Source organism: Campylobacter sp. CFSAN093249 (assembly GCF_011067895.1).
GTDB lineage: Bacteria > Campylobacterota > Campylobacteria > Campylobacterales > Campylobacteraceae > Campylobacter_D > Campylobacter_D jejuni.
This window is the reverse complement of the sequence record NZ_JAAMWM010000005.1, coordinates 33,675-55,736: the sequence shown is the minus strand read 5'-3', so window position 1 is coordinate 55,736 and position 22,062 is coordinate 33,675. Positions and strand designations below refer to the sequence as shown.

The following is a 22,062-nucleotide window of genomic DNA, read 5'->3' as shown; positions in this document are numbered from 1 at the left end:
TAAAAATGAAAAAAATACTCTTTATATGCTTAGGCAATATATGCCGTTCGCCTATGGCAGAATTTATCATGAAAGATCTTGTCAAAAAAGCAAATTTAGAAAAAGAATTTTTTATAAGCAGTGCTGGAACTTCAGGAGAACACGATGGAGAAGGTATGCACTATGGCACCAAAAACAAACTTGCTCAACTTAACATAGAACACAAAAACTTCACAAGCAAAAAACTCACTCAAAAGCTTTGCGATGAAAGCGATTTTTTAATCACCATGGACAATTCTAACTTCAAAAATGTTTTAAAAAACTTCACCAACACCCAAAACAAAGTTTTAAAAATCACTGATTTTAGCCCTAGTCTAAACTACGATGAAGTCCCTGATCCTTGGTATAGTGGGAATTTTGATGAAACTTATAAAATTTTATCCCTAGCTTGTAAAAATTTACTTGTTTTTTTATCAAAATAATTTAAAACAACTATATATTACTTCTTGTTTACTTTTTAGGCTTATACTTCTAAACGAACCGAAAAACATTCATAAGAAAAACTCCTTAAAATTACACGCCTAGCTTAAATCCCTTTAGCTAGGCTTTTCTTTAGATGTTTTTATCCTTCGGATTTAAAATTTTTACTATTTTAAGTGCTTCTTAAGAAAAAACTCCAAATTTATGTGCTACAATTACGATGTTTTATTAATTTTTGACAAGGAGAATTCTCATGAAACTAGTTAAACTTAGTTTAGTTGCAGCTCTTGCTGCAGGTGCTTTTTCAGCAGCTAACGCTACTCCACTTGAAGAAGCGATCAAAGATATCGATGTATCTGGAGTATTAAGATACAGATATGAAAGTAGCAATCCATGGAGCAATGCAAATTTTGGTTCTGGTATTTCTGGAAAACAAGATCATAAATACAGAGCACAAGTTAACTTCAGCGGTGCTATATCAGACAACTTTAAAGCTTTCGTTCAATTTGACTACAACTCACAAGATGGTGGTTATGGCACAGATAGCATCAGTAACACAAGCGATACTTTAACAGTTCGTCAATTATATTTAACTTATACAAATGAAGATGTTGCTACAAGCGTAATCGCTGGTAAACAACAACTAAACACTATCTGGACTGACAATGGTATCGATGGTTTAGTTGGAACAGGTGTTAAAGTAGTAAACAACAGTATCGATGGTTTAACTCTAGCTGCTTTTGCAATGGATAGTTTCAATGAAGCTTCAGATACTACTGTAACAATTACTCAAGATAATAATCAAAAAATTACAGGAGTTCAATTTAATCGTGGAAATCCTAAAGGTGATAGTGATGTAAGTGGTGCTTTAGATTGGAGCAAAAATATTTATGGTGCTGCAGCTATCGGCTCTTATGATATCGCTGGTGGACAATTCAACCCACAATTATGGTTAGCTTATATGAGTGATAATGCATTCTTATATGCTTTAGATGCAGCTTATAGCACAACTATCTTTGATGGAATTAACTGGACTATCGAAGGTGCTTACCTAGGAAATTCTGTAGATAATAAACTTAAAGATAGATTAGATGCAGCAAATGGTAATTTCTTTGCTTTAAGAGGCACTGTTGAGGTAAATGGTTGGGATGCAAGTCTTGGTGGTTTATACTATGGTAAAAAAGATAAAGTTACTTTAACCACAATTGAAGATCAAGGTAATCTTGGCTCTTTGCTTGCAGGTGAAGAAATTTTCTATACTAATGGTTCTAATTTAAATGGCGATATTGGTAGAAATATCTTTGGTTATGTAACTGCTGGATATACTTTTAATGAAACAGTTCGCGTTGGTGCTGACTTTGTATACGGTGGAACAAAAACAAATATAATTGGTCAAGGTGGTAAAAAACTTGAAGCTGTTGCAAGAGTAGATTACAAATACTCTCCAAAACTTAACTTCTCAGCATTCTACTCTTATGTAAATGTTGATACAGATCCTGAAAGCACTCATCATGATGCTGTAAGACTTCAAGCTCTTTACAAATTCTAAGAAGCTTTTAAGTCTAACTTCAAGGCGGGGTTTTGCTCCGCCTTTTTTTATGCCTGATTTTTAAAACTTAAATTTATATAAAAAGATTTTCCCAAGCTAAAAAGCTTTAGGAAAATTAAGACTTAAACCAATTAGCGATTTTTTCAAAAAGTCCTTTTTGCTCTTGATGCATACCATCTTTGATACCAAAACTTTCACTTAGTTTTTCTAAAAGTTCTTTTTGTTCATCGTTTAAAGAAGTTGGAAATTTGATAGAAATTTGAACGATTTGATTTCCTATGCGAGAACTATGAACATCTTTTACCCCTTCTTTTTCAAGAACAAATCTTTGTCCATCTTTAGCACCCTTTGGTAAATTTAAAGTCGCTTCACCGCGTATGGTGGGTACTTTTATACTCTCTCCTAAGATAGCTTGAGTAAAAAACACTGGAAATTCTATATATATATCATCATCATCTCTGATAAAAGTATCATCTTCAGCGGCGATGATCTTAACATACATATCCCCTCTAGTGCCATTTTTTAAGATATTGCCTTTAGCATTGACACGAAGTTTCATACCTGTATCCACACCTTCTGGGATATTAAGCTCGACACTATCTTTGCTTTCATTATAACCCAAACCTTTACAATCGCTACATTTTTCACTAGCCTTTTCTCCAATTCCTTGACAATCAGGGCAAGTTTGTGCAAAAGTGATAAAACCTTGAGAAACCCCAACCTGTCCTCTACCTTGACACTTTGGACAAGTTTGAAGCTTTCCATCTTTAGCCCCTGTTCCATTACAAGTTTTACAAGAGCATTTATAAGTAAAGTCTATATTTTTCTTACAACCAAAAACCGCTTCTTTAAAACTTAATTTTAAATTAACGATAAAATCTGAAGGGATTTTCTCATCATTTGAACTTTTTCTACGACGCGATGAGCCAAAGCCTTCTCCAAAAAAACTAGAAAATATATCTCCTAAATCCTCAAAACCACCAAAACCTGAGCTACTAGAACCAAATCCACCGCCTTTTAAAGCATCTTTTCCGTATCTATCATAAATAGCTCGCTTTTCATCATTGCTTAAAACTTCATAGGCTTCATTAACAAGCTTGAATTTATCTTCTGCTTCTTTATCACCTTGGTTTCTATCAGGATGATATTTTAAAGCCATTTTTCTATAGGCTTTTTTTATGGTTTCTTTATCAGCATTTTGCGTGATTTCAAGAATTTCATAATAACTTATTTCCACATTATTCCTTTAAAAAATTTAAAATTTTACTAGAATTTTAATTTTAAAAATTCAAAAATATAATTTTAGCAAAAATAAAATCAATAATTTATCAAATTTTAAATAAAATTATGTAAAGATTTTAAAGACTACATAAAAATTTACAAGGACACTAGAATGATTAATGTGTTGATGATAGAAGATGATCCTGACTTTGCACAATTATTATCTGAATATTTAGCGCAATTTAATATTAAAATCACAAATTTTGAAAATCCTAAAAGTGCTTTAAATGTGGGTATTCAAGGCTATGATTGTCTGATTTTAGATTTAACTTTACCTGGAATTGATGGTCTTGAAGTTTGTAGAGAAATCCGACAAAAAAGCAATATTCCTATTATCATCTCATCGGCTAGAGGTGACTTAAGCGATAAAGTTGTGGGGCTTCAAATCGGTGCTGATGATTATCTACCAAAGCCTTACGATCCAAAAGAAATGTATGCAAGGATTATGAGTCTTATTCGTCGCACAAAAAGAGTTGAACACACTAATAATGAAAATATTAACTCTGCTTTCAAAATTGATGAAAGAAGACATGAGATCACCTATGAAGATAAGGTTTTAACACTTACTCCTGCTGAATTTGAAATTTTAGAATACCTTATCCAACAACACGGATATAGTGTTTCAAGAGAACAGCTTGTAAGTCGCTGTAAAAATCTAAAAGATAAAGATTCTAAAAGCCTTGATGTTATCATCGGTCGCTTAAGGGTAAAAATAGGAGATAGTTCAAAATCTCCAAAACATATTTTTTCTGTTAGAGGTATAGGATATAAACTGATAGGATGACAAAAAATTATTCTATTCATACCAAACTGATTATTTTATTTGTTGTTACTTTTTTCTTGGTTTGTGTGCTTTTTATCGTTCTTTTAAAAATAGAAGGGAATACCTATAATGAAGAAGAAAGTTTAAAACAAGAAAATCTTATAAAAAATTTACTCATCTCCTATGAAAACACTTCAGGTGTTGAAATAGGAGCTTATCTTGGAAACAGCGGTTTTAACGCTATACAAAATCCCAATCTTGTAAAAGCTATAAGAAATAATGGACAATCACTTTTTAAAGCAGGCGGAGAGCTTTGTACTCTTTCTTCTTTAAAATATCATAGCAATCTTTATTTTGATGTTCAATGTAAAGATTTTGATGGCTTGTATGAAGAAAATACTAGTGATAGGGTTTATAATCTTTTATTGATAGGATTTTTCTCTTTTTCTTTGTTGGTTGTTTTTATGTATTTTTCTGTATTAAAATCCTTAGAACCTTTAAAAAAATTAAGAAGACAAGTTGCCGAAGTTGCAAATGGGGAACAACCTGATTTTCTAGACTATCAAGAAGATGAAGTAGGCAAGATCGCCTTTGAATTTCAAAAAGCTTTCAAGAAAAACCAAGAATTAATCCAATCAAGACAACTTTTCCTAAGAACAATCATGCATGAGTTAAAAACCCCTATAGGAAAAGGGAGAATCATTTCTGAAATGATCAAAGAAGACAGACAAAAAGAAAGACTTATCGCTATATTTTTACGCATGGATTCTTTGATCAATGAATTTGCCAAAATCGAAAATTTATTTTCAAAAAACTACAACTTACACTTTAAACCTAGTCGTTTTAGCACTATACTTGAAGAAGCTAAAGAACACCTTATGATAGATGATTTTAATAAAGTTGTAAAAGTCGATATAAGATATGACGCTTTAATCAATGTTGATATGGAAATTTTCTCTGTAATTTTAAAAAATCTTATCGATAATGCCTTAAAATACTCAAACAATGGCACTTGTGAGCTTTTTTGTTGTAAAGAATGTTTTACCATTAAAAATCCAGGCAAACCTTTAGCAGAACCTATAGAGCATTATCTTGAAGCTTTTACAAGAGAAAAACACAATCAAGTCAAAGGTATGGGACTAGGACTTTATATAGTTTCAGAGGTATGTAAACTGCATAATTTTGATTTGATTTATTTTTATGATGATGGAAAGCATTGCTTTAAAATTTTCTTTGGAGATAAAGAAAAATAATGGTAAAAGGCCTGGAAAAATTCAATGAACTTGTTGAAAGTTTTGCAAATTTACCTACCATAGGAAAAAAAACCGCCATAAGGCTTGCTTATCACCTTTGCATAAATAATCAAATCGATGGTATGAAACTCGCACACAATATAGAAAATGCTATCCGCTTTATAAAACCTTGTGAGCAATGCGGTGCTTTAAGCGAAAATGAGCTTTGCGAAATTTGTAGCGATGAAGAAAGAAATAAAAACATTTTATGTATAGTTGAAAGCCCAAAAGATATACTAACACTCGAAGAGAGTCAAAGTTACAATGGGCTATATTTTGTTTTAGATGAGTTAAATGAAGAAAAACTTGAAAAACTAAAGCAAATCATACTTAAGCTAAATATCTCTGAGCTCATTTTTGCATTGACACATAGCATTAATTCTGATGCAACTATCTTTTTTATAGAGGATAAATTTAAAGGCTTAAACCTAACTTTTAGTAAAATCGCTCAAGGAATTCCAAGTGGTGTAAATTTAGAAAATGTGGATTTAATCTCTTTAAATAAAGCTATGAATTTTAGAACAAAAATTTAGTAATTTTTATAAGAAATATCGGCTAATTCTTGCAAAGAAAAATCCGCAATCTTTTCATAAGCAAAACCTTCCTTGCTTAAAAAATCAAGTAAAGTTTTTTCCATGATTTTAGCTCCTTGTATAAGCTCATCTGAAAGCTTAAAACTCATCGCTTCAATACGCTTTGGCACACAAGCTAAGATGTGTGTTTTAGGCAAATCTCCTGCAAGTTCCATGTATTGTAAGGTTTGAAGCATTTCTATTTCATGGGCACTTCCACTCCAGCTAATTTTATTAGGCATAGCATCATAAGGAAAGAAAAATACATCTCCTATACTCGCACCTTGCGCTTCTATACAGTCTAAAACGATAAGTCTATCGTATCGAGCGATGATATAGCTAAGCTGCAAAGCCAAAGTTCCACCATCAACAAAATCTAAAGTAAATTCAGAATGAGTGAATTTGTAGTTTTTTTCAAGTTGTTTGCACAGATGAACGCCTAAGCCTTCATCCGCAAACATGATATTACCTATTCCAAGGACTAAGAATTTCAATGCTTTTCTTCTTTTACAAATTTATATCCGCTAATAATAGCATCCATAGCACCATCTTTACCTTTTACTGCGTTAAAAATCGCCATGTAAATATGTACTGGCACAAAAATCATAATTACCCACATCAAAATTCTATGATAAGTTCTTACATCGGCCAAACCGCCCATTGCAGCTTCAAGCGGTCTTAAAATATGATATAAAAGCCCACCTAAGCCCTCATGGTAAGTATGAGTATAAAGAATAAGCCCTGTAAGAATGATACCTAATATCACAAGATAAAAGAAAAAATAAGTTACAAATTGCAAAGGATTATAAACCCCTTTTAAATGCGGATGTTTTCCTAAGAAAATGTAAAATTTTACTTGTTCTATCCATAATTTGATATTAAAAATATCCCATACACTTCTGCGTTCTTTTGCGCTTACCTTATCGCAGAAAAACAAATATACTTTAAAAATAATACAAGCGATTAAAACAAAACCCACTGCTTGATGTACTAAGCGGTATTTTGCTTGCATAAAATTTACGGGTTCGCCGTTACTAATAGGACTTTGGAACACATAGGAAAGATAATACCCTGTGCCAATAAGAATCACTATAGCAATAGCTCTTACCCAGTGCGTTAAACGCAAACCTATGCTAAATTCATATTCAGCTTTTCTTTGCAATTTTTCTTCTTTGTTTTGCATGAAAGCCTCCTTATAAATTGACATTCACTTTATATTCACTTAGATTATTGCCCTTAGTATCCATTACATGCACCGCACAAGCAATACAGGGATCATAAGAGTGAATTTTTCTAATGATTTCAAGTGGTTGTTTTACATCAGCGATTTTAAGTCCTATCAAACATTGCTCATAACTTCCACCTACGCCATTTGCGTCTTTTGGACTTGCATTCCAAGTAGAAGGCACCACAGCTTGCCAGTTTTCAATGACGCCATTTTTAATTCTACACCAATGGCTTAATGTTCCGCGTGGCACATGCCCCATATAGCGTCCTTTGTATTCTTTAGAATTATCAATCACATAAGGAGCACAAGTACTCTGATCTACTTTTAAATTTTCAACTAAATTATTAAACGCTTTTAAAGCATTATTTGCAACGATTTTTGCTTCAATACAACGCGCAGCTGTTCTTCCAAGTGTGCTAAATACAGCATTTAAAGGAAGTCCTGTTTCTTTTAAGAACTCATCTACTACAGGAACAACATTTTGATTACCTTTAGCATAATTTACAACGATATTTGCTAAAGGTCCTACTTGCATAGGGTTTCCTTCATAGCGTGGAGCTTTAATCCAACTATATTTACCCTTAGTATCAAACACTTTAGAATGAACATTATTTCCATGATGATCTACGCTTTCCCCATCTACAAGTCCTGTATAATTTGGATTTGTTTTGCCGTCATAAGGATGTAAAGGTTCATTGTCTGCATACCAAGAATGAGTTGCCTCTTCAGTAATCTTATCTTCTTCTACTTCATAAACCTTGCTTAAATCTCCATTTTTGATAATACCACTTTCAAAAAGCCATTCATCTCTTCCGATTTGAAATTCTTTAAAGGTGTAAAGATTATTTACCCCTATATCATTTAAAACACTTGCTTCATGTGCATAAGCTTTTCCTGCCATCACAAGATCAGGATAATACGCACGATTAACAAAGTCTTGCACTTCTTGGAATTTAACCATATATTCACCCATTCTTGCAGGATCAAGTAAATCCATAACGCAAGTTACACCACCAACGGTTAAGCTTTGTGGATGTGGGTTTTTAGCTCCAAAAATCGCCATACATTGAGCAATGATTCTTTGAATTCTTAAACATTCTAGATAGTGAGAAAGAACGATTAAATTTTGCTCAGGAGTTAAACGATAAGTTGGATGACCATAGTACGCATTAGCAAAAGGTCCTAAATTTCCTTTATCTACAAAAGTTTTAAGTCTTTGTTGCACTTCAAGAAGTTTATCTGCACCTGTTGCATAAGGATTTGAAGTGTATTTAAAAGCTTCATCGCTTGCTTTTTTAACATCAGCACTTAAAGCACTTACCACATCAGCCCAATCAAGCCCATGAAGTTGATAAAAATGCACAATATGATCGTGTAAAAATAAAGCCGCATTCATTAAAGTTCTTGTTAAAAGCGCATTTAAAGGCGGAGTAATACCTAAAGCATTTTCAACAGCAACTATACCTGCTTTATAATGTGAAAAAGTACAAACTCCGCAAATTCTTTGCGTCATAAAACCCGCATCTCTTGGATCACGCCCTTTTACTATGGTTTCAATACCACGCCACAAAGTAGAGCCCGCATAAGCTTCTTTTACCACATTGTTATCATCAACAACAACTTCAACTCTTAAATGCCCTTCAATTCTTGTAATAGGATCTACGATTATTTTTTGACTCATTTTTATTCCTTATCTTTTTGCATGGAAGATATAACTGCGTGTGCTGCTATAGCAACGCCTGTGAGTGTAAGCACACCTATACCGATTTTATCTGAAACACTATCCGCACCCAAACCAAAAACAGTATCAAATTTACGACTAGCCATAGGCTCTTCAAAAGGTCCCATAGTATCCCAAAAATTAGGCTCAGAACAACCTATACAACCATGCCCTGCTTGAATAGGCCAAGAAGTGTGCTGGTTAAATCTCTCTCTTGAGCAGTTATTAAAAGTATAAGGTCCTTTACAACCTACTTTATAAAGACAAAAACCTTGTTTTGCTCCTTCATCTCCAAAAGCATGTACAAATTCACCTGCATCAAAATGTCCGCGTCTTTCACAAAGATCATGAATTCTTAAACCATAAGCCCATTTTGGTCTATTATACACATCAAGTGCTGGTAACTCACCAAATAATAAATAATGAAGCACATTACCCACTATATTTTTTTCACTTGGAGGACAGCCTGGAACATTGATCACAGTTTTACTTGTTACTTTGCTTAAAGGCTGCGCGTTGCTAGGATTTGGTCTTGCAGCTTGAATTCCTCCAAAGCTAGAACAGGTTCCTATAGCAAAAATCGCCAAAGCATTTTCACTTGCCATTTTTGAAAGCTCATAGCCTGTTTTTCCATGTGCACCTATGGTTAAAAAATGCTCCGTATCACCCATAGGGATACCACCTTCAACCATTAAAATGTATTTATTTTTATGCTTTTGAATGGCACTTTCTAAATTTTCTTCAGCTTGCCAACCTGCTGCAGCCATCACTGTTTCGTGATATTCTAAAGAAATATAATCAAAAATCAAACTATCAATCGTTGGAGTATCACTTCTTAACAAACTCTCACTACAGCCTGTACACTCAGCCATATGAAGCCACACAACAGGAAGCCTATCAGCAAGCTCAGCAGCTTTTGCCACCATAGGAGTAAAACTCGCTGGCAAAGCCAAAAATGCCGTCATAGCACCTGCCCATTTCATAAAATCCCTTCTAGAAAAACCTGACTTTTCTAATGCTTTTGTAATACTATCATTGTCTTTCAAAGAAGGAAGCTTTTCAAGAGTCGATAAACGCGACTCTATTTGATGATAATCAATCATTATATTTCCTTTACAACATGAAATTTATTCTCTATAATAATAAAATAAAGGAAGTTAAAATAAAGTTAAAAACTTACTATCATAAGCAAATATTAGCATCACTCTTAATTAAAGCTTAATCATAAGCCTTTTTTAAGTTTGCGAATCAAAAATCTTGCAGGATGAATAGCGTGGATGTATTTTTTTTCTAAACACAAGGGTTCATTATTTATCAATGCACACAAATACCTTGCCGCTAAAACACTTGTACTAAAACCCCTTGACCCATGAGCAAAATTAAAATACAAATTACAAGACATTTTAGCTGGTTTTTGCTCCTTATTTTTTGTCCATAATAAAGCTTTATATTCTTCTTTATAAAACGCTTCATCATAAGCATTTCCAACTATCATAAAGCGATCACTCGAATAAGATCTAAAACCTACTTTAGAACCTATGATTTCTAATTTTGTATTTTTATCCATAAAATCGGCTATATTTTCTATATTTTGTTTATCATCTTCTTCTTTTGATTCTAAACTTGCACTAAGCCTATCATAACTTGCACCAATTACTTGCAAATCATCTTTTACAGGGCAAATATAAGCCTTAGAAGATAAAGCAAATGGGGTATCTAAAAAAGGTTTTAGATGTGTAACTTGACCTCTTACTTTGCTTAATTTCATCTCATCATAAAAAACAAAGTCTTTTGCATCTGCACCCATAGCATAAATCAAAACCGCATAATCACTTTTAACAACATCATTTTTAAATTTTAAACTAAAACACCCATTTTCAAATTTATAAGCTTGAAATTCATGATTAAAATATATACAAGCTTTGCTTTTTTCAAAAAGATTTTTAACCAATTTTTTTGGAAAAATCACTCCACCCTCTTCTAAAAAAGCTTGATTTTTTGAAATTTTAAACAAAACATTTTCTCTTTGCGTGTCAAATCTTTCTTGCATTAAATCATTATGTGCAAACTCCACCACACCCTTAAATTCTAAATCTAAAATTTGTCTATAAAAACGACTTGCTTCTATAAAAGAAAGCTCTGAAAACTCCCCTAAATTTACCTTAGGCTTTAAGATTAAAGAGCTTAAAATTCCACTTTCATTTCCACTTGCACCCTTGCCTAATTCTAAATGTTTTTCAAAAATATCTATTTCAAAACCTCTTAAACTAAGCTCATAAGCTAAAACAGCACTTGATATACCTGCACCAATAATAGCTACTTTTTTATTTTTTAAAGATGAAAATGTTCTTGAAAAATACGCTTCTTTGTCTTTAAACTCAAGCTCATTTTCCAAATAAGCTTTAATCATTTCTCTTTTTCTAAAACCTTTGGTTTTTTCTACTCTAAAGCCATATTTTTTTAAATTTTTTTGCAAAAAACTTGCCGAAGAAAAGGTGCAAATTTGTGTATTTTTTTTAGAAAGCCTTGCCACTTCAAAGATTAAATTTTCATCAAACATTTGCGAGTTTTTATTTGGAGAAAATCCATCTAAATACCAAACATCAGCTTTAAAATTCAATTCTTTTAAAACAGCTATATCTTCAAAAACAAGATCTAAAAAACAATCTTCAAAATAAAAACGATAAATTCCTTCTTTAGCCTTAGGATAAAATTTTAAAAATTGTTCTAAAAGCTCTTTAAACTCTTCATAAAATCCTAGTTTTTGATAAATTTCTCTTAATTGTTCTTTTTCGATATAAAAAGCTTCTATACTGATATAAAAAAGTTTTTTAGGACGCTTAGAAGGAGTAGTTTCTAAAAAGCGTTTCAAAGTAAGAAAAAAATTTAAACCTATACCAAAACCACTCTCTGCGATAATGAAATTTTCTTGATTTTTCCATTCAAAAGAATAAGTGTAAACAAATTTGCTTTCATTTAAGCCATCTTTGGAATTAAAATAAAAATCATCAAAATCCAAAGAAAAAGGAGTATTATCCTTAAAAATTAGCTTAGCTTTTTTCATCGGTTGTTATAAAAATAACTTTCAACTCCATCAGCAATACCCTTAACCAATAAATCTTGAAAAGCTTTATTGGCGATTCTTTTGCCTTCATTTGGATGTGTAATATAGCCAATTTCAATCAAAATTGCAGGCATTTGCGCACCTACTAAAACCCAAAAAGGTGCTTCTCTTACACCGCCATCTACAATTTTATACTTTTTGCGTGTTTGAATGAGTATATTTTTTTGTACATCAATGGCTAGTTTATTTGAAGCAACGATTTTTTCACGATTTAAGAAATTTAAAATACTTTGTTTTGAGAAATAATTAATCTCTTCAAAATCCCCTTGATTTTCTTTTTCTGCTGCCTTTTTACTTCTTTCACTTCTTGCAGGACTTAAAAAGAAAGTTTCCACGCCTTCGCTACTTTTGGCTTTTGTGGCATTTGGTGCTGCGTTAGCATGTATAGAAATAAACAAATCCGCTCTTTTATCATTGGCATATTTGGTTCTATCACGAAGATTGATAAATTTATCCGAACTTCTAGTATAAAGCACTTTATAACCGCGTTTTTTAAGTTCATTTCCAAGTTTTAAAGCCGTACTTAAAACTATATCTTTTTCTTTTAAACTTCCTTTTTTATCACTTAAAGCACCGCTATCTTTTCCACCATGCCCCGCATCGATAACTATAAGTTTTCCTGATTTGTATCTCGTACTTAAGGTTTTATTAAAACTTTGAGTTGCTTTTTTATCTACATTTTGACTTGAAGTTTGCGCATGAAAACCTAAAGTGAGATTTTTATTATCCAACTTTTTTAAAAGTTTAAATTCTTTAGGAGCACTCAAAACCACACGAACAATTTTTGGATTATATTGCGTAACGACAATTGTATTTTGTCCAAAGGTAAAGCTTTTTCTATTACCTTCTAACACACCTTTAAAACTTACAACATATCGGAATTTTTGATCTTTGGTATCAAATACTGCTATTTCTTTTTCATCTAAATCATCGCTTAAATTTAACACCACAGCATTAGAAATTTTATCCACATCTAAAACATATAAAGGTTCTTGATTTTCTTTTTCATTATTGGTTTTTTTATCTTGTTTTTTTGTTTCTAAAACTTTGGTTTTAATTTCTGTTTTTTGATCTTGCTTTTTCTCTGAAATTTTACTAACTTGCTCAGTCTTTTTTTGGCTAGTAGTTTCTTTTGAAAAAATTATTTTTTCTTCTTTAAAAGATATATCAATAGGAATTTTTTCTTTAGCATAAACCACTATGCGTATGGTTTTGGGATTAAATTGTGAAATCACTAAACGATAGTCATCAAATTTAAACTCTTTTTTACCCCCTTCTAAAACCCCATCAAAATCACTAATAAAACGATAGTTTCCTTTTTCGTCTAAAGCAAAACTTTTTAATTGATCCTTATCCAAATCTGCATTTAGTTCAAACTCTACACCTTGGTTTGTTTTACTTGACTTTAAAACATAAATTTTATCATCGCTTTTTGCTTTAGAAACGATACTGCTCTTTGGTGCTTGCGAAGTTTTAGAATTTGTTTTTTCTGTATTTTTTATTTGTTCGTTAGATGATTTTTTTTCATTTTTTTGAACTGTTTTTATAGGTTCAAAAGTTGATTTTTCAGTGTCTTGAGAAATATTTTGAACCTTAATATCTTTAATAACAGCCTTTCTTAAAGCATTAATACTTGCTTCACTTATACCACTTTCTTTTAACTCATTAGCATATGACTTGTCATCTAAATTTAAAGTATTTGAACTGATGATCAATCTTTTTAAAATTTCAATTTTAGTTTTTTCATCTTCATGAATAACACTTTGTATATAAAGGCTTTTGAGCTGATGGTGAAATTTTACTTGCACTTCACTTTTAGAACCGATAAAATTTTTATCAAAATTTGCAAGTTCATTTTCATAAGCTCCAAAAAGAGTTGTGAAAGCAAATACTAAAAATACAAAAATTTTAGCCATTATTCACCATTAACCAATTTTTCCATAAGTTCTTTAACACTGATAAGCTTATCTAAACGATATCCATTTGCACCTGTAAAGAAAAGTCCTGTTTCTTTTTTGCCTGACCACGCATCAAAAAGCCTATCTGCTATACAATACCCTACTTTAGTCGCCTCTTTTCCACGTCCACAAGGCGCTACACAATTGCTTATACAATTAATCTTTGGACCCATTCTTTTATCTACCAAATTTAAAAGATTGGTTCTAACTCCACGAGCAGGATAGCCCACAGGAGATTTAATAAGCTCTATATCTTCTTCTTTAGAAGCTAGCAAAACGCTTTTAAACTCTTCACTCGCATCACATTCAAAAGTTCCTATGAAACGCGTTCCCATTTGAACACCACTAGCCCCTAAAGAAATAGCATTTTCTATATCTTTTTTATCCCAAATTCCACCTGCAGCAATCACGGGAAAAGACCCCCAATTTTTAGCCTCTTCTACCACAGGAGCGATTAATTTTTCTAGCTGATAATTTGGATCTAAGCACTGCTCATAAGTAAAACCTTGATGACCTCCACTTTTTGGCCCTTCTAAAACCACTGCATCAGGCAAGCGATTGTAACGGCTTTGCCATCTTTTGCAAATAATTTTTAAAGCCTTTGCAGATGAAATGATAGGCACTAAAGCCACATCAGGAAAATCTGCAGTAAATTCAGGTAAATTTGTAGGAAGTCCAGCACCTGAAACAATCACATTAAAACCAACCTCACAAGCATCGCGTGCTATTCTTGCATAATCATTACTTGCACATAAGATATTACACCCCAAAGGTGCATCGCCACAAACTTTTCTTGCATTATTAATCAAAGCTTGCAAACCCTTGCGTGAGTAAAAATTTTCACTTCCATAAGGCTTAGCGTTTAATTCTTTACTTGCATACTTTCTTTCTTCATAATATCCTGTTCCCACAGAAGAAATAATCCCAAGTCCACCATTTAAAGAAACTGCAGAAGCTAATCTATCCCAGCTTATGCCTAGTCCCATTCCCCCTTGAAAAATGGGATATTTTATAGTATGTTTTCCTATTTGTAAGGGTTGTAAATTCATTCTTTTACCTTTAATTTTGCAAATTTTCTTTTACCTATTTGTAAGATGTATTCTCCTTGTTCTAAATACATTTGCTCGTCGCTAACTTTTTGAGAATTTACACTTACTGCATTAGCACTGATGCTTCTTCTTGCCGCAGAAGTAGAACTTTCCAAACCACATTCAACCAAAGCCTTAGCAAGCCAAATTTTTCCTTGTATTTCAAACTCAGCCATATCACTTGGCAAAGCATTTTGAGAATGAATTCTATCAAATTCAGACTTAGCATTATTAGCCTCTTCTTTGGAGTGAAAACGCTCTGTAATCTCTAAAGCTAAATTTTCTTTAGCTTTTTTAGGATGTAAATTGCTTTGTTCTATATCTTTTTTTATTTGCGCAATTTCTTCTAGACTTTTTTGACTTAAAAGTTCATAATATCTAAACATCAATTCATCACTAATACTTAAAATTTTAGCATACATATCATTAGCTTTTTCTGTAACACCAATGTAATTATTTAAACTCTTACTCATTTTGTTTACACCGTCTAAACCTTCGAGTAAAGGCATCATAATCACAGCTTGTTCTTTTCCTATGTTATAAACTCTTTGAAGCTGTCTTCCCATCAAAAGATTAAATTTTTGATCCGTTCCACCCATTTCAATATCGCTTTTTAAAGCCACACTATCATATCCTTGAAGTAAAGGATACAAAAACTCACAAATCGAAATAGGACTTTGCTCTTTAAATCTCTTGGTAAAATCGTCACGCTCAAGCATTCTAGCTACACTAAAAGTTGAAGTAAGCTCTACTATACCCGCAGCTCCAAGTTCATTAAGCCAAGTAGAATTAAACTTAATCTGTGTTTTTTCTTTATCCAAAACCTTAAAAACCTGCGTTTCATAAGTTTTAGCATTGATTAAAACTTGCTCTTTATCCAGCTTTTTACGCGTTGCACTTTTTCCACTTGGATCGCCAATTTGTCCTGTAAAATCTCCAATCAAAAACTGCACAATAGCTCCATGTTTTTGCAAAAAAGCCATTTTTGTTAAAACCACGCTATGACCTAAATGTAAATCAGGCGCTGTAGGATCAAACCCCGCCTTTATAAAGAAATTTTCACCCTTTTCATAATAATTTTTAATTAATTTTTCTATTCTTTCTTCATCAATAAGCTCTGCACAACCACGCTTAACTTCTGCTAATATTTTTTTTATATCCATAATAAACCTTTTTAACCTTCTTTATAAGCATCATTTAAAGATGTAAAATCTAAAATTTTACAACGAGATTTTAACCTATCCTTGACACTATCTGGATTGATATTATCAGGAATTTCCATTGTAATCTCAAAATAATCTACCGCCGAATTTAAATCACTTGATAAATTAATTGTTAATAAATTTATCTGCATTTTAGCTAAAAATGCCAAAAATTCCGCTAAAACACCTTTTTTATTTTCCAAAGAAAAAATCAATTTATAAGATTTAGGGATGTTAGAATCCCATTTTATAAATACCATATCTTGATTATTATCTATCATTTTATCAGCTCTATCGCAAAGCTTATGATGGACAATAGCGTTACCACCTTTAACAAAAGCTAAAACAGCATCACCTCTTTTTGGATGGCAGCAAAAATCAAAATCCACATTAGCGATTTTATGGTTACAATATAGAGTAAAATTTCCTATTTTTTGTTCTTTAATCTCATATTTATCAAACCAATATGACTTCTTGGCGTATTTTTTAAGACCATTAACTATATCTTTCAAATAGGCACTATCTGTTGCTACTTGTCTAATACGTCTGGCTAAATTTTCTTTTTCTATCCAAGTTTCAATTCTGTTTTTATCAACTCCAAAAATAAAACTTAACATATTAATAGAGCTTGCTAAATTAATCTCTCTGATTTTTTGCTTACAAAATTCCCTTATACTTGCTTTTGCTTTTCCTGTTTTAACACTATCTATCCAAGAACAGCGATAAAATTTATCATTGCTAGTAACCACTCGCACAATATCGCCATTTTTAAGCTCGGTTAACAAAGGCACTTTAATACGATTTACATAAGCACTTTTTGCATGAAGCCCTACTTTGGTATGCACTTCATAAGCAAAATCAAGAACCGTTGCACCACGAGGCAAAGTGAAAATTTCTCCCTTAGGAGAATAAACTGCGACATCTTCAACATAAAGACTATCTTTAGCATATTCATAAAGTTCAATAGCATTATAATCTTCTGCATTTTCAAGATTGTTTATACTTTGCATTGAAATATCTGTAAGCCAATCAAGACGAGGCGCAACCACACTGCCATCTTCTTTATATTTCCAATGCGCTGCTATACCAAATTCCGCAATTTTATGCATATCAAAAGTTCGAATTTGTGCTTCTATAATACTTTTAGCATCAAAAAGTGTGGTATGTATGGTTTGATAACCATTTTGTTTAGGCAAGGCTATATAATCCTTAAAACGCGAAACCAAGGGATTAAAATGTGTATGTAAAATTCCCAAAGCTAAATAACAATCACTTACTTTTTCAACCAAAATTCTTACCCCAAGCAAATCAAGAACTTCTTCAATACCAATGCCTTTTCTTTGCATTTTAAGATAAATAGAATAGCTATGTTTAATGCGTTTTTGAATTTCAAAACTACCTTGTCTAAAGCCATTGCTCAAAAATAAAAGTTCGATTTTGGAAATAAATTCATTTAAACCTAATTGCATTTCTTGATTATTGGAGTTGATATAATTGTCAATAAGCTTATACTCATCTGGCATAAGATATTTAAAACTAAGATCTTCCAAATAATTTTTTATGCTTGAAATACCAAGTCTATGGGCTATTGGGGCATATACAACTAAAGTTTCTTCGCTGATTCTTTTTTGCTTATCTTCTCTTAGAATATCAAGAGTAAGCATATTATGCAGCCTATCGCATAGCTTCACAATCAAAACCCCAACATCTTCAATACTTGCTAAAAGCATATTTCTGAAAGTCAAGGCTGATTTAGTTAAACTTTTTTTAGATTTTGATGAAATGAGATTATCTTCTCTAATTTCTATAATTTTAGTAAGTCCTAAAACAAGTTTTAAAACCTCAGAACCAAACTGCTCTCTAAGTTCTTCTTCGGTGCAGTTTGTATCTTCGATCACATCATGCAATAAAGCAGCTAAAATATTGCTTTTATTTTCACTTAAAAATCCAACCAGTGTTGCTACTAAAATAGGATGTACCGCATAAGGCTCTCCACTTTTTCTAAACTGCCCTTCATGGCAAAATATACAGTAATCTACCGCTTTTTCAAGAATGGCATCATGGCCACAAATTTCGAAAAGCAAAGCCTTAGCAGCTTCTAAATCTTTACAATTTTTTACATTATCGATTAATTGTTCAAGCAATAATTCTTCATCGATTGGTTTCAACTAAACCCTCTAAAGTGATTTTATTTTCTGCAATTTCATATAAAGCTATATCTGCAAGTTTATTTTTATTTTTATCAAAGTCTACCAAAGGGGTTGCTCCATTTGCCAATTGTTCCGCTCTTTTTGCTACCACTAAAGAAAGGCGATATCTATCATTACCCATTTTTTCCAAAGCTTTTGCCGCTACTTCTTCTATTCTTTTATCCATAATTTTCTCCTTAATTATTTTTAACGGTTGAACAAAGGCTAGTATCACCTTGTATGATTTTAAGTAAATTACCCTCTTCAAACATATTACAAACCACAATAGGAAGTTTGTTATCTTTAGCTAAAGCTATAGCTGTATCATCCATCACTTTAATATTATCTTGCATAGCCTCATCATAACTTAAAGTATTTAAAAATACTGCATCATCAAATTGTTTTGGATCTTTATCATAAACTCCATTAACTTTTGTAGCTTTTATTACCATATCTGCATCAATTTCCACAGCTCTTAAAATAGCTGTTGTATCCGTAGTAAAATAAGGGTTTCCAGTACCTGCAGCAAAAACCACAACACGACCCTTTTCTAAGTGTCTTTGCGCTCTTCTCATAATATAAGTTTCACAAAATGCTTCCATCTGAATGGCGCTTTGAACCCTAACTTCAAGTCCAGAGCTTTCCAAAGCTTCTTGTATAGCAATAGCATTGATAACCGTAGCAAGCATCCCCATATGATCTCCACTTGTCCTTTTAATCAATCCGCCCTTAGCAGCACTTACTCCGCGAATAATATTACCACCGCCTATAACTATGCCTACTTCTATTTGATTTTTTATAAGTTCTTTAATCTCTGAAGCTATGAATTTTAAAATAGAATTTTCTATACCAAAGCCATTTTCACCTGCTAAAGCCTCTCCTGAAAATTTTACTAAAACTCTTTTTCTCTCTTGCATTATTTCTCCTTATTTAACTTGAAATTATATTTTAAATTCCATTAAATTTAGCTAATTTAAGCTAATGAGTTCCAAAGGATTGATATGAAAATTTTTTTGAGTTACTTCAAAAGTAAGATCATTTTTTATTCTACCCACTACGGCACCTTTTTTAATATTCTTACCAACTTTAATATTAGGAGCAATCTTATCTAAATGTGCATATATTGTATGTATGCCATTATCATGTTCAACAATAACAACTCGAGCTAGCATACTAGTATCTTTAGCAAAAACTATTTTTCCATCTAGCACATTTTTAACAACTGCATCGCTTTTATTGCTTCTTAAAACTACATTCTCGTTAAAAATTTTAAGATTGTAAACAGGATCAACATAATTTCCAAATTTTTGCTTCACAGTAAAAGAATCCAATGGAGCTATGGTTTTTTTTCCTGTGTAACGCTTGACTGAACTTCCTTGATAGCTTGAACCTAATTGTCTTATTTTTTGATTATTTTTTACTATTTTAGTATCATTTTTGTTTGAATTTGCATCTTTTTTATCATTAATAATTTTTAATTGATTTAATGTTTTTCTAAGCTCTTCTTGCTGAGCTTGCAAATCATCGAGTTTTTTTGCATATATAGCTCGATCTGTTTTTTGTTTATTAATTTCGCTAATTTGTTTTTGTTTTAAACTTTGAAGCTTGGCTAATTGAGCGTTGTAATCCTTAAGACTTTCATTGATTTTCTTAATCTGAGCTTGTTTATCATCAATAAGCCTGCTTACTCCCTCATAATCTTTAGAAATTTTAAAAATTTCTTCATTTAAAACTTTGTTTAAATTTCCTAAAATTTCAAAAGCCATAAAACTTTCTTCACTTTCAATATAGCCTTGAGGGATAGGTAAATCATAAGCAAAATCTTTAGCCATTAAAGATATAAGCTTACCTTCCATATTTGATTTACTTTTAAGCAAATCTTCATTTTGGCTTGTAAGGGTGTTTAACTCTTGATTTTGAGCCTTAGCACTTGCTTCAAGCTTAGAAGTTTGTGAATTTAAGCTTTCAATTTGCAAACTTAGATCTTTCAAACTTTTTTCACCATTTAAAATATCGCTAGCCAAATCTTCAAGTTTTTTATTTAACTGTTCTTGTATGCGTTTATTTTCTTCTAAACTTTTTGTTTTTTCATTTATAGCGTCTGCTAAACTTATATCAACAAACAAAAAAAAACAAAAAAAGATAAGAATATTTTTTCTCATCTTTTAACCTTAAACATAACCGTATTTACACACAACAAGCAAATAAACAAAGTAGCTAAAAAAATTAAAGTCAAATGTAAAATAAAATTAATAGGTGGAAAAATAATATCTACAGCCTTTAAACTTTCTTGGATAATAGAAAGATCAAAAATTTGGGTAAAAAAGGCAAGTAAAATAACAAAAGCAATAAAACAATCAACCACAACCACCTTATAAAGCATAAAAGATCTAAACCAAAACGGAGCTCCAAATAAACACATAATTTCAATACGATCGGTATGTTCATAAAGCCAAATTCTCATCTGTTTTAAAAACAAAACAAAGGCAAGTAAAATAATGATAAACAAAAATAACCAAAAAACAAATTTCATCAAAATAAGCAAAGAGTATATCTTATCATGGGTTTTGGAAAAAGTTTCAACCTTACTAACACCTACAATATTTAAAAGTTGATTTTTAATCGAATTTAGTTCATTTTGATCGGGTAAAGAATTTAATTTTAAAGTATAAAATTTTGGCAGAGAATCTTTTAAAACTTTCAAATTCTTTTCAGAAACATCATTTTTCAAACGATCAATTAAATCCTTAGGATCTAAAGATTCAAGTCCAGCAAAAAATGGTACTTTTGTTTTTACTACATTCTGATCAAGTTCAGTTTTGCTGACAACTATAATATTATAATCTTTATTAACAAGTTCTTCATAATGCTTTAAAGTTGCATTTGTAATCAAAATAAATTCAAAAGCAAACATCATAAAAAGTAAAGGTAAAATTAAAGATAAATGTGTTTTAAAAAATTTCATTCATTTTTCCATTTTCTATATTAAAACGACGATAATCCACTCTTAAATTACTAGGAATTCTATGTGTTACCACTATAACACAAGTTCCTAAAAGCTCTCTAGCAGACTTTAAAAGAGTCCATATAATATCAGAAGAATACTCGTCCAAATTTCCCGTTGGCTCATCGCAAAGCAAAAGCTTTGGATTATGAGCTAAAGCCCTAGCCATAGCGACGCGTTGTTGCTCACCACCGCTAAGTTGATTAGGCAATTTATCTGCTTTAAAAGTTAAATTTACATGCTTTAAAAGCTTAGTAGCTTGATCATGGCATACTTTTTTGCTATAACCTTTAATCATTAAAGGCAACATAACATTTTTTTCAACACTATATTCTTGTACAAGTTTATAATCTTGAAAAATAATCCCTATTCTTTGACGCAATTTTAAAAGTTCTAAATTTCCAATTTTATTCATCAAAGATCCACATACTTCAAGTTTACCAGAAATAGGTTCTAAATCTCCATAAAAAGACTTTAAAAGCGTACTCTTACCACTCCCACTTTTACCCGTAATAAAAACAAAATCATCATCCTTAAAAGCAAAACTTGCTTCTTTAATAACTAATTCATCATAACCTAAAGTAAGTTTATTTGCTTGGATTAAATTAGGCATCCTTTTTCCTTAATTTCCCT

General features: G+C 31.6%; 20 protein-coding genes. 5 read left to right on the top strand and 15 right to left on the bottom strand.

Going from position 1 to position 22,062, the window contains the following annotated elements:
- Nucleotides 1-5: 5 nt before the first annotated feature.
- Complete coding sequence (locus tag FBF10_RS04110; protein ID WP_002853170.1) at nucleotides 6-461, top strand: low molecular weight protein-tyrosine-phosphatase; 456 nt, start codon at nucleotides 6-8, stop codon at nucleotides 459-461.
- Nucleotides 462-712: 251 nt separating this feature from the next.
- Entirely contained in the window at nucleotides 713-2,008 is a 1,296-nt protein-coding gene (gene porA, locus FBF10_RS04105) for a group 2 major outer membrane porin protein PorA (RefSeq protein WP_002892780.1), read from the top strand.
- Between the two features lie 115 nt (nucleotides 2,009-2,123).
- Here porA and dnaJ read toward each other — a convergent pair whose 3' ends face one another.
- Nucleotides 2,124-3,245, bottom strand: a complete 1,122-nt coding sequence (dnaJ, locus tag FBF10_RS04100) for a molecular chaperone DnaJ (protein ID WP_002867350.1) — start codon at nucleotides 3,243-3,245, stop codon at nucleotides 2,124-2,126.
- A 156-nt stretch (nucleotides 3,246-3,401) separates the two neighbouring features.
- Here dnaJ and FBF10_RS04095 point away from each other — a divergent pair, with 156 nt between their 5' ends.
- From FBF10_RS04095 to recR, 3 genes are read left to right on the top strand one after another with little or no spacing between them, the layout of a single operon-like run.
- Nucleotides 3,402-4,073: a response regulator transcription factor gene (locus FBF10_RS04095; protein ID WP_002853168.1), complete on the top strand. Its 672-nt coding sequence runs from the start codon at nucleotides 3,402-3,404 to the stop codon at nucleotides 4,071-4,073.
- Nucleotides 4,070-5,305: an ArsS family sensor histidine kinase gene (locus FBF10_RS04090; RefSeq protein WP_002857920.1), complete on the top strand. Its 1,236-nt coding sequence runs from the start codon at nucleotides 4,070-4,072 to the stop codon at nucleotides 5,303-5,305. The genes FBF10_RS04095 and FBF10_RS04090 overlap by 4 nt, the downstream gene beginning before the upstream one ends.
- On the top strand, nucleotides 5,305-5,877 hold the full coding sequence (gene recR / locus FBF10_RS04085) for a recombination mediator RecR (RefSeq protein WP_002853446.1): 573 nt from the start codon (nucleotides 5,305-5,307) through the stop codon (nucleotides 5,875-5,877). The genes FBF10_RS04090 and recR overlap by 1 nt, the downstream gene beginning before the upstream one ends.
- Here the strand turns inward: recR and FBF10_RS04080 are convergent.
- The 14 genes from FBF10_RS04080 to FBF10_RS04015 all read right to left on the bottom strand — a co-directional run bounded on the left by FBF10_RS04080 (nucleotide 5,874) and on the right by FBF10_RS04015 (nucleotide 22,042).
- Nucleotides 5,874-6,410 (bottom strand): HyaD/HybD family hydrogenase maturation endopeptidase, encoded by a 537-nt coding sequence (locus FBF10_RS04080; RefSeq protein ID WP_002859319.1) that lies wholly within the window; start codon nucleotides 6,408-6,410, stop codon nucleotides 5,874-5,876. The two genes, recR and FBF10_RS04080, sit on opposite strands and share 4 nt — an antisense overlap.
- A complete protein-coding gene (gene cybH / locus FBF10_RS04075; RefSeq protein ID WP_002853700.1) occupies nucleotides 6,407-7,099 on the bottom strand; it encodes a Ni/Fe-hydrogenase, b-type cytochrome subunit in 693 nt (230 codons plus the stop codon). The genes FBF10_RS04080 and cybH overlap by 4 nt, the downstream gene beginning before the upstream one ends.
- 10 nt (nucleotides 7,100-7,109) lie before the next feature.
- Nucleotides 7,110-8,825, bottom strand: coding sequence for a nickel-dependent hydrogenase large subunit (locus FBF10_RS04070; protein WP_002860471.1), 1,716 nt, complete (start codon nucleotides 8,823-8,825; stop codon nucleotides 7,110-7,112).
- A gap of 2 nt (nucleotides 8,826-8,827) precedes the next feature.
- Nucleotides 8,828-9,967 carry a hydrogenase small subunit gene (locus FBF10_RS04065; RefSeq protein WP_002860472.1) on the bottom strand — a complete coding sequence of 380 codons (1,140 nt, stop codon included), beginning with the start codon at nucleotides 9,965-9,967 and terminating at the stop codon, nucleotides 8,828-8,830.
- Between the two features lie 119 nt (nucleotides 9,968-10,086).
- The gene (mnmC, locus tag FBF10_RS04060; RefSeq protein WP_002887882.1) at nucleotides 10,087-11,928 is read right to left on the bottom strand and encodes a bifunctional tRNA (5-methylaminomethyl-2-thiouridine)(34)-methyltransferase MnmD/FAD-dependent 5-carboxymethylaminomethyl-2-thiouridine(34) oxidoreductase MnmC; all 1,842 of its coding nucleotides are present in this window, start codon (nucleotides 11,926-11,928) and stop codon (nucleotides 10,087-10,089) included.
- A complete protein-coding gene (locus FBF10_RS04055) occupies nucleotides 11,925-13,904 on the bottom strand; it encodes an N-acetylmuramoyl-L-alanine amidase (RefSeq protein WP_002887884.1) in 1,980 nt (659 codons plus the stop codon). The genes mnmC and FBF10_RS04055 overlap by 4 nt, the downstream gene beginning before the upstream one ends.
- Nucleotides 13,904-14,995, bottom strand: coding sequence for a nitronate monooxygenase family protein (locus FBF10_RS04050; RefSeq protein ID WP_002857924.1), 1,092 nt, complete (start codon nucleotides 14,993-14,995; stop codon nucleotides 13,904-13,906). The genes FBF10_RS04055 and FBF10_RS04050 overlap by 1 nt, the downstream gene beginning before the upstream one ends.
- Entirely contained in the window at nucleotides 14,992-16,197 is a 1,206-nt protein-coding gene (gene tyrS, locus FBF10_RS04045; protein ID WP_002859323.1) for a tyrosine--tRNA ligase, read from the bottom strand. Before tyrS ends, FBF10_RS04050 begins: the two co-directional genes overlap by 4 nt.
- Before the next feature lie 11 nt (nucleotides 16,198-16,208).
- Complete coding sequence (locus tag FBF10_RS04040) at nucleotides 16,209-18,404, bottom strand: bifunctional (p)ppGpp synthetase/guanosine-3',5'-bis(diphosphate) 3'-pyrophosphohydrolase (RefSeq protein WP_002866265.1); 2,196 nt, start codon at nucleotides 18,402-18,404, stop codon at nucleotides 16,209-16,211.
- Entirely contained in the window at nucleotides 18,388-18,612 is a 225-nt protein-coding gene (locus FBF10_RS04035; RefSeq protein WP_002853464.1) for a DNA-directed RNA polymerase subunit omega, read from the bottom strand. The genes FBF10_RS04040 and FBF10_RS04035 overlap by 17 nt, the downstream gene beginning before the upstream one ends.
- Nucleotides 18,613-18,622: 10 nt before the next feature.
- A complete protein-coding gene (gene pyrH / locus FBF10_RS04030) occupies nucleotides 18,623-19,342 on the bottom strand; it encodes a UMP kinase (RefSeq protein ID WP_002858454.1) in 720 nt (239 codons plus the stop codon).
- A 51-nt stretch (nucleotides 19,343-19,393) separates the two neighbouring features.
- A complete protein-coding gene (locus tag FBF10_RS04025; RefSeq protein ID WP_002887888.1) occupies nucleotides 19,394-20,587 on the bottom strand; it encodes a M23 family metallopeptidase in 1,194 nt (397 codons plus the stop codon).
- Nucleotides 20,584-21,390, bottom strand: coding sequence for an FtsX-like permease family protein (locus tag FBF10_RS04020; protein ID WP_002853622.1), 807 nt, complete (start codon nucleotides 21,388-21,390; stop codon nucleotides 20,584-20,586). The genes FBF10_RS04025 and FBF10_RS04020 overlap by 4 nt, the downstream gene beginning before the upstream one ends.
- Nucleotides 21,377-22,042 carry an ABC transporter ATP-binding protein gene (locus tag FBF10_RS04015; RefSeq protein WP_002853534.1) on the bottom strand — a complete coding sequence of 222 codons (666 nt, stop codon included), beginning with the start codon at nucleotides 22,040-22,042 and terminating at the stop codon, nucleotides 21,377-21,379. Before FBF10_RS04015 ends, FBF10_RS04020 begins: the two co-directional genes overlap by 14 nt.
- Nucleotides 22,043-22,062 lie beyond the last annotated feature (20 nt).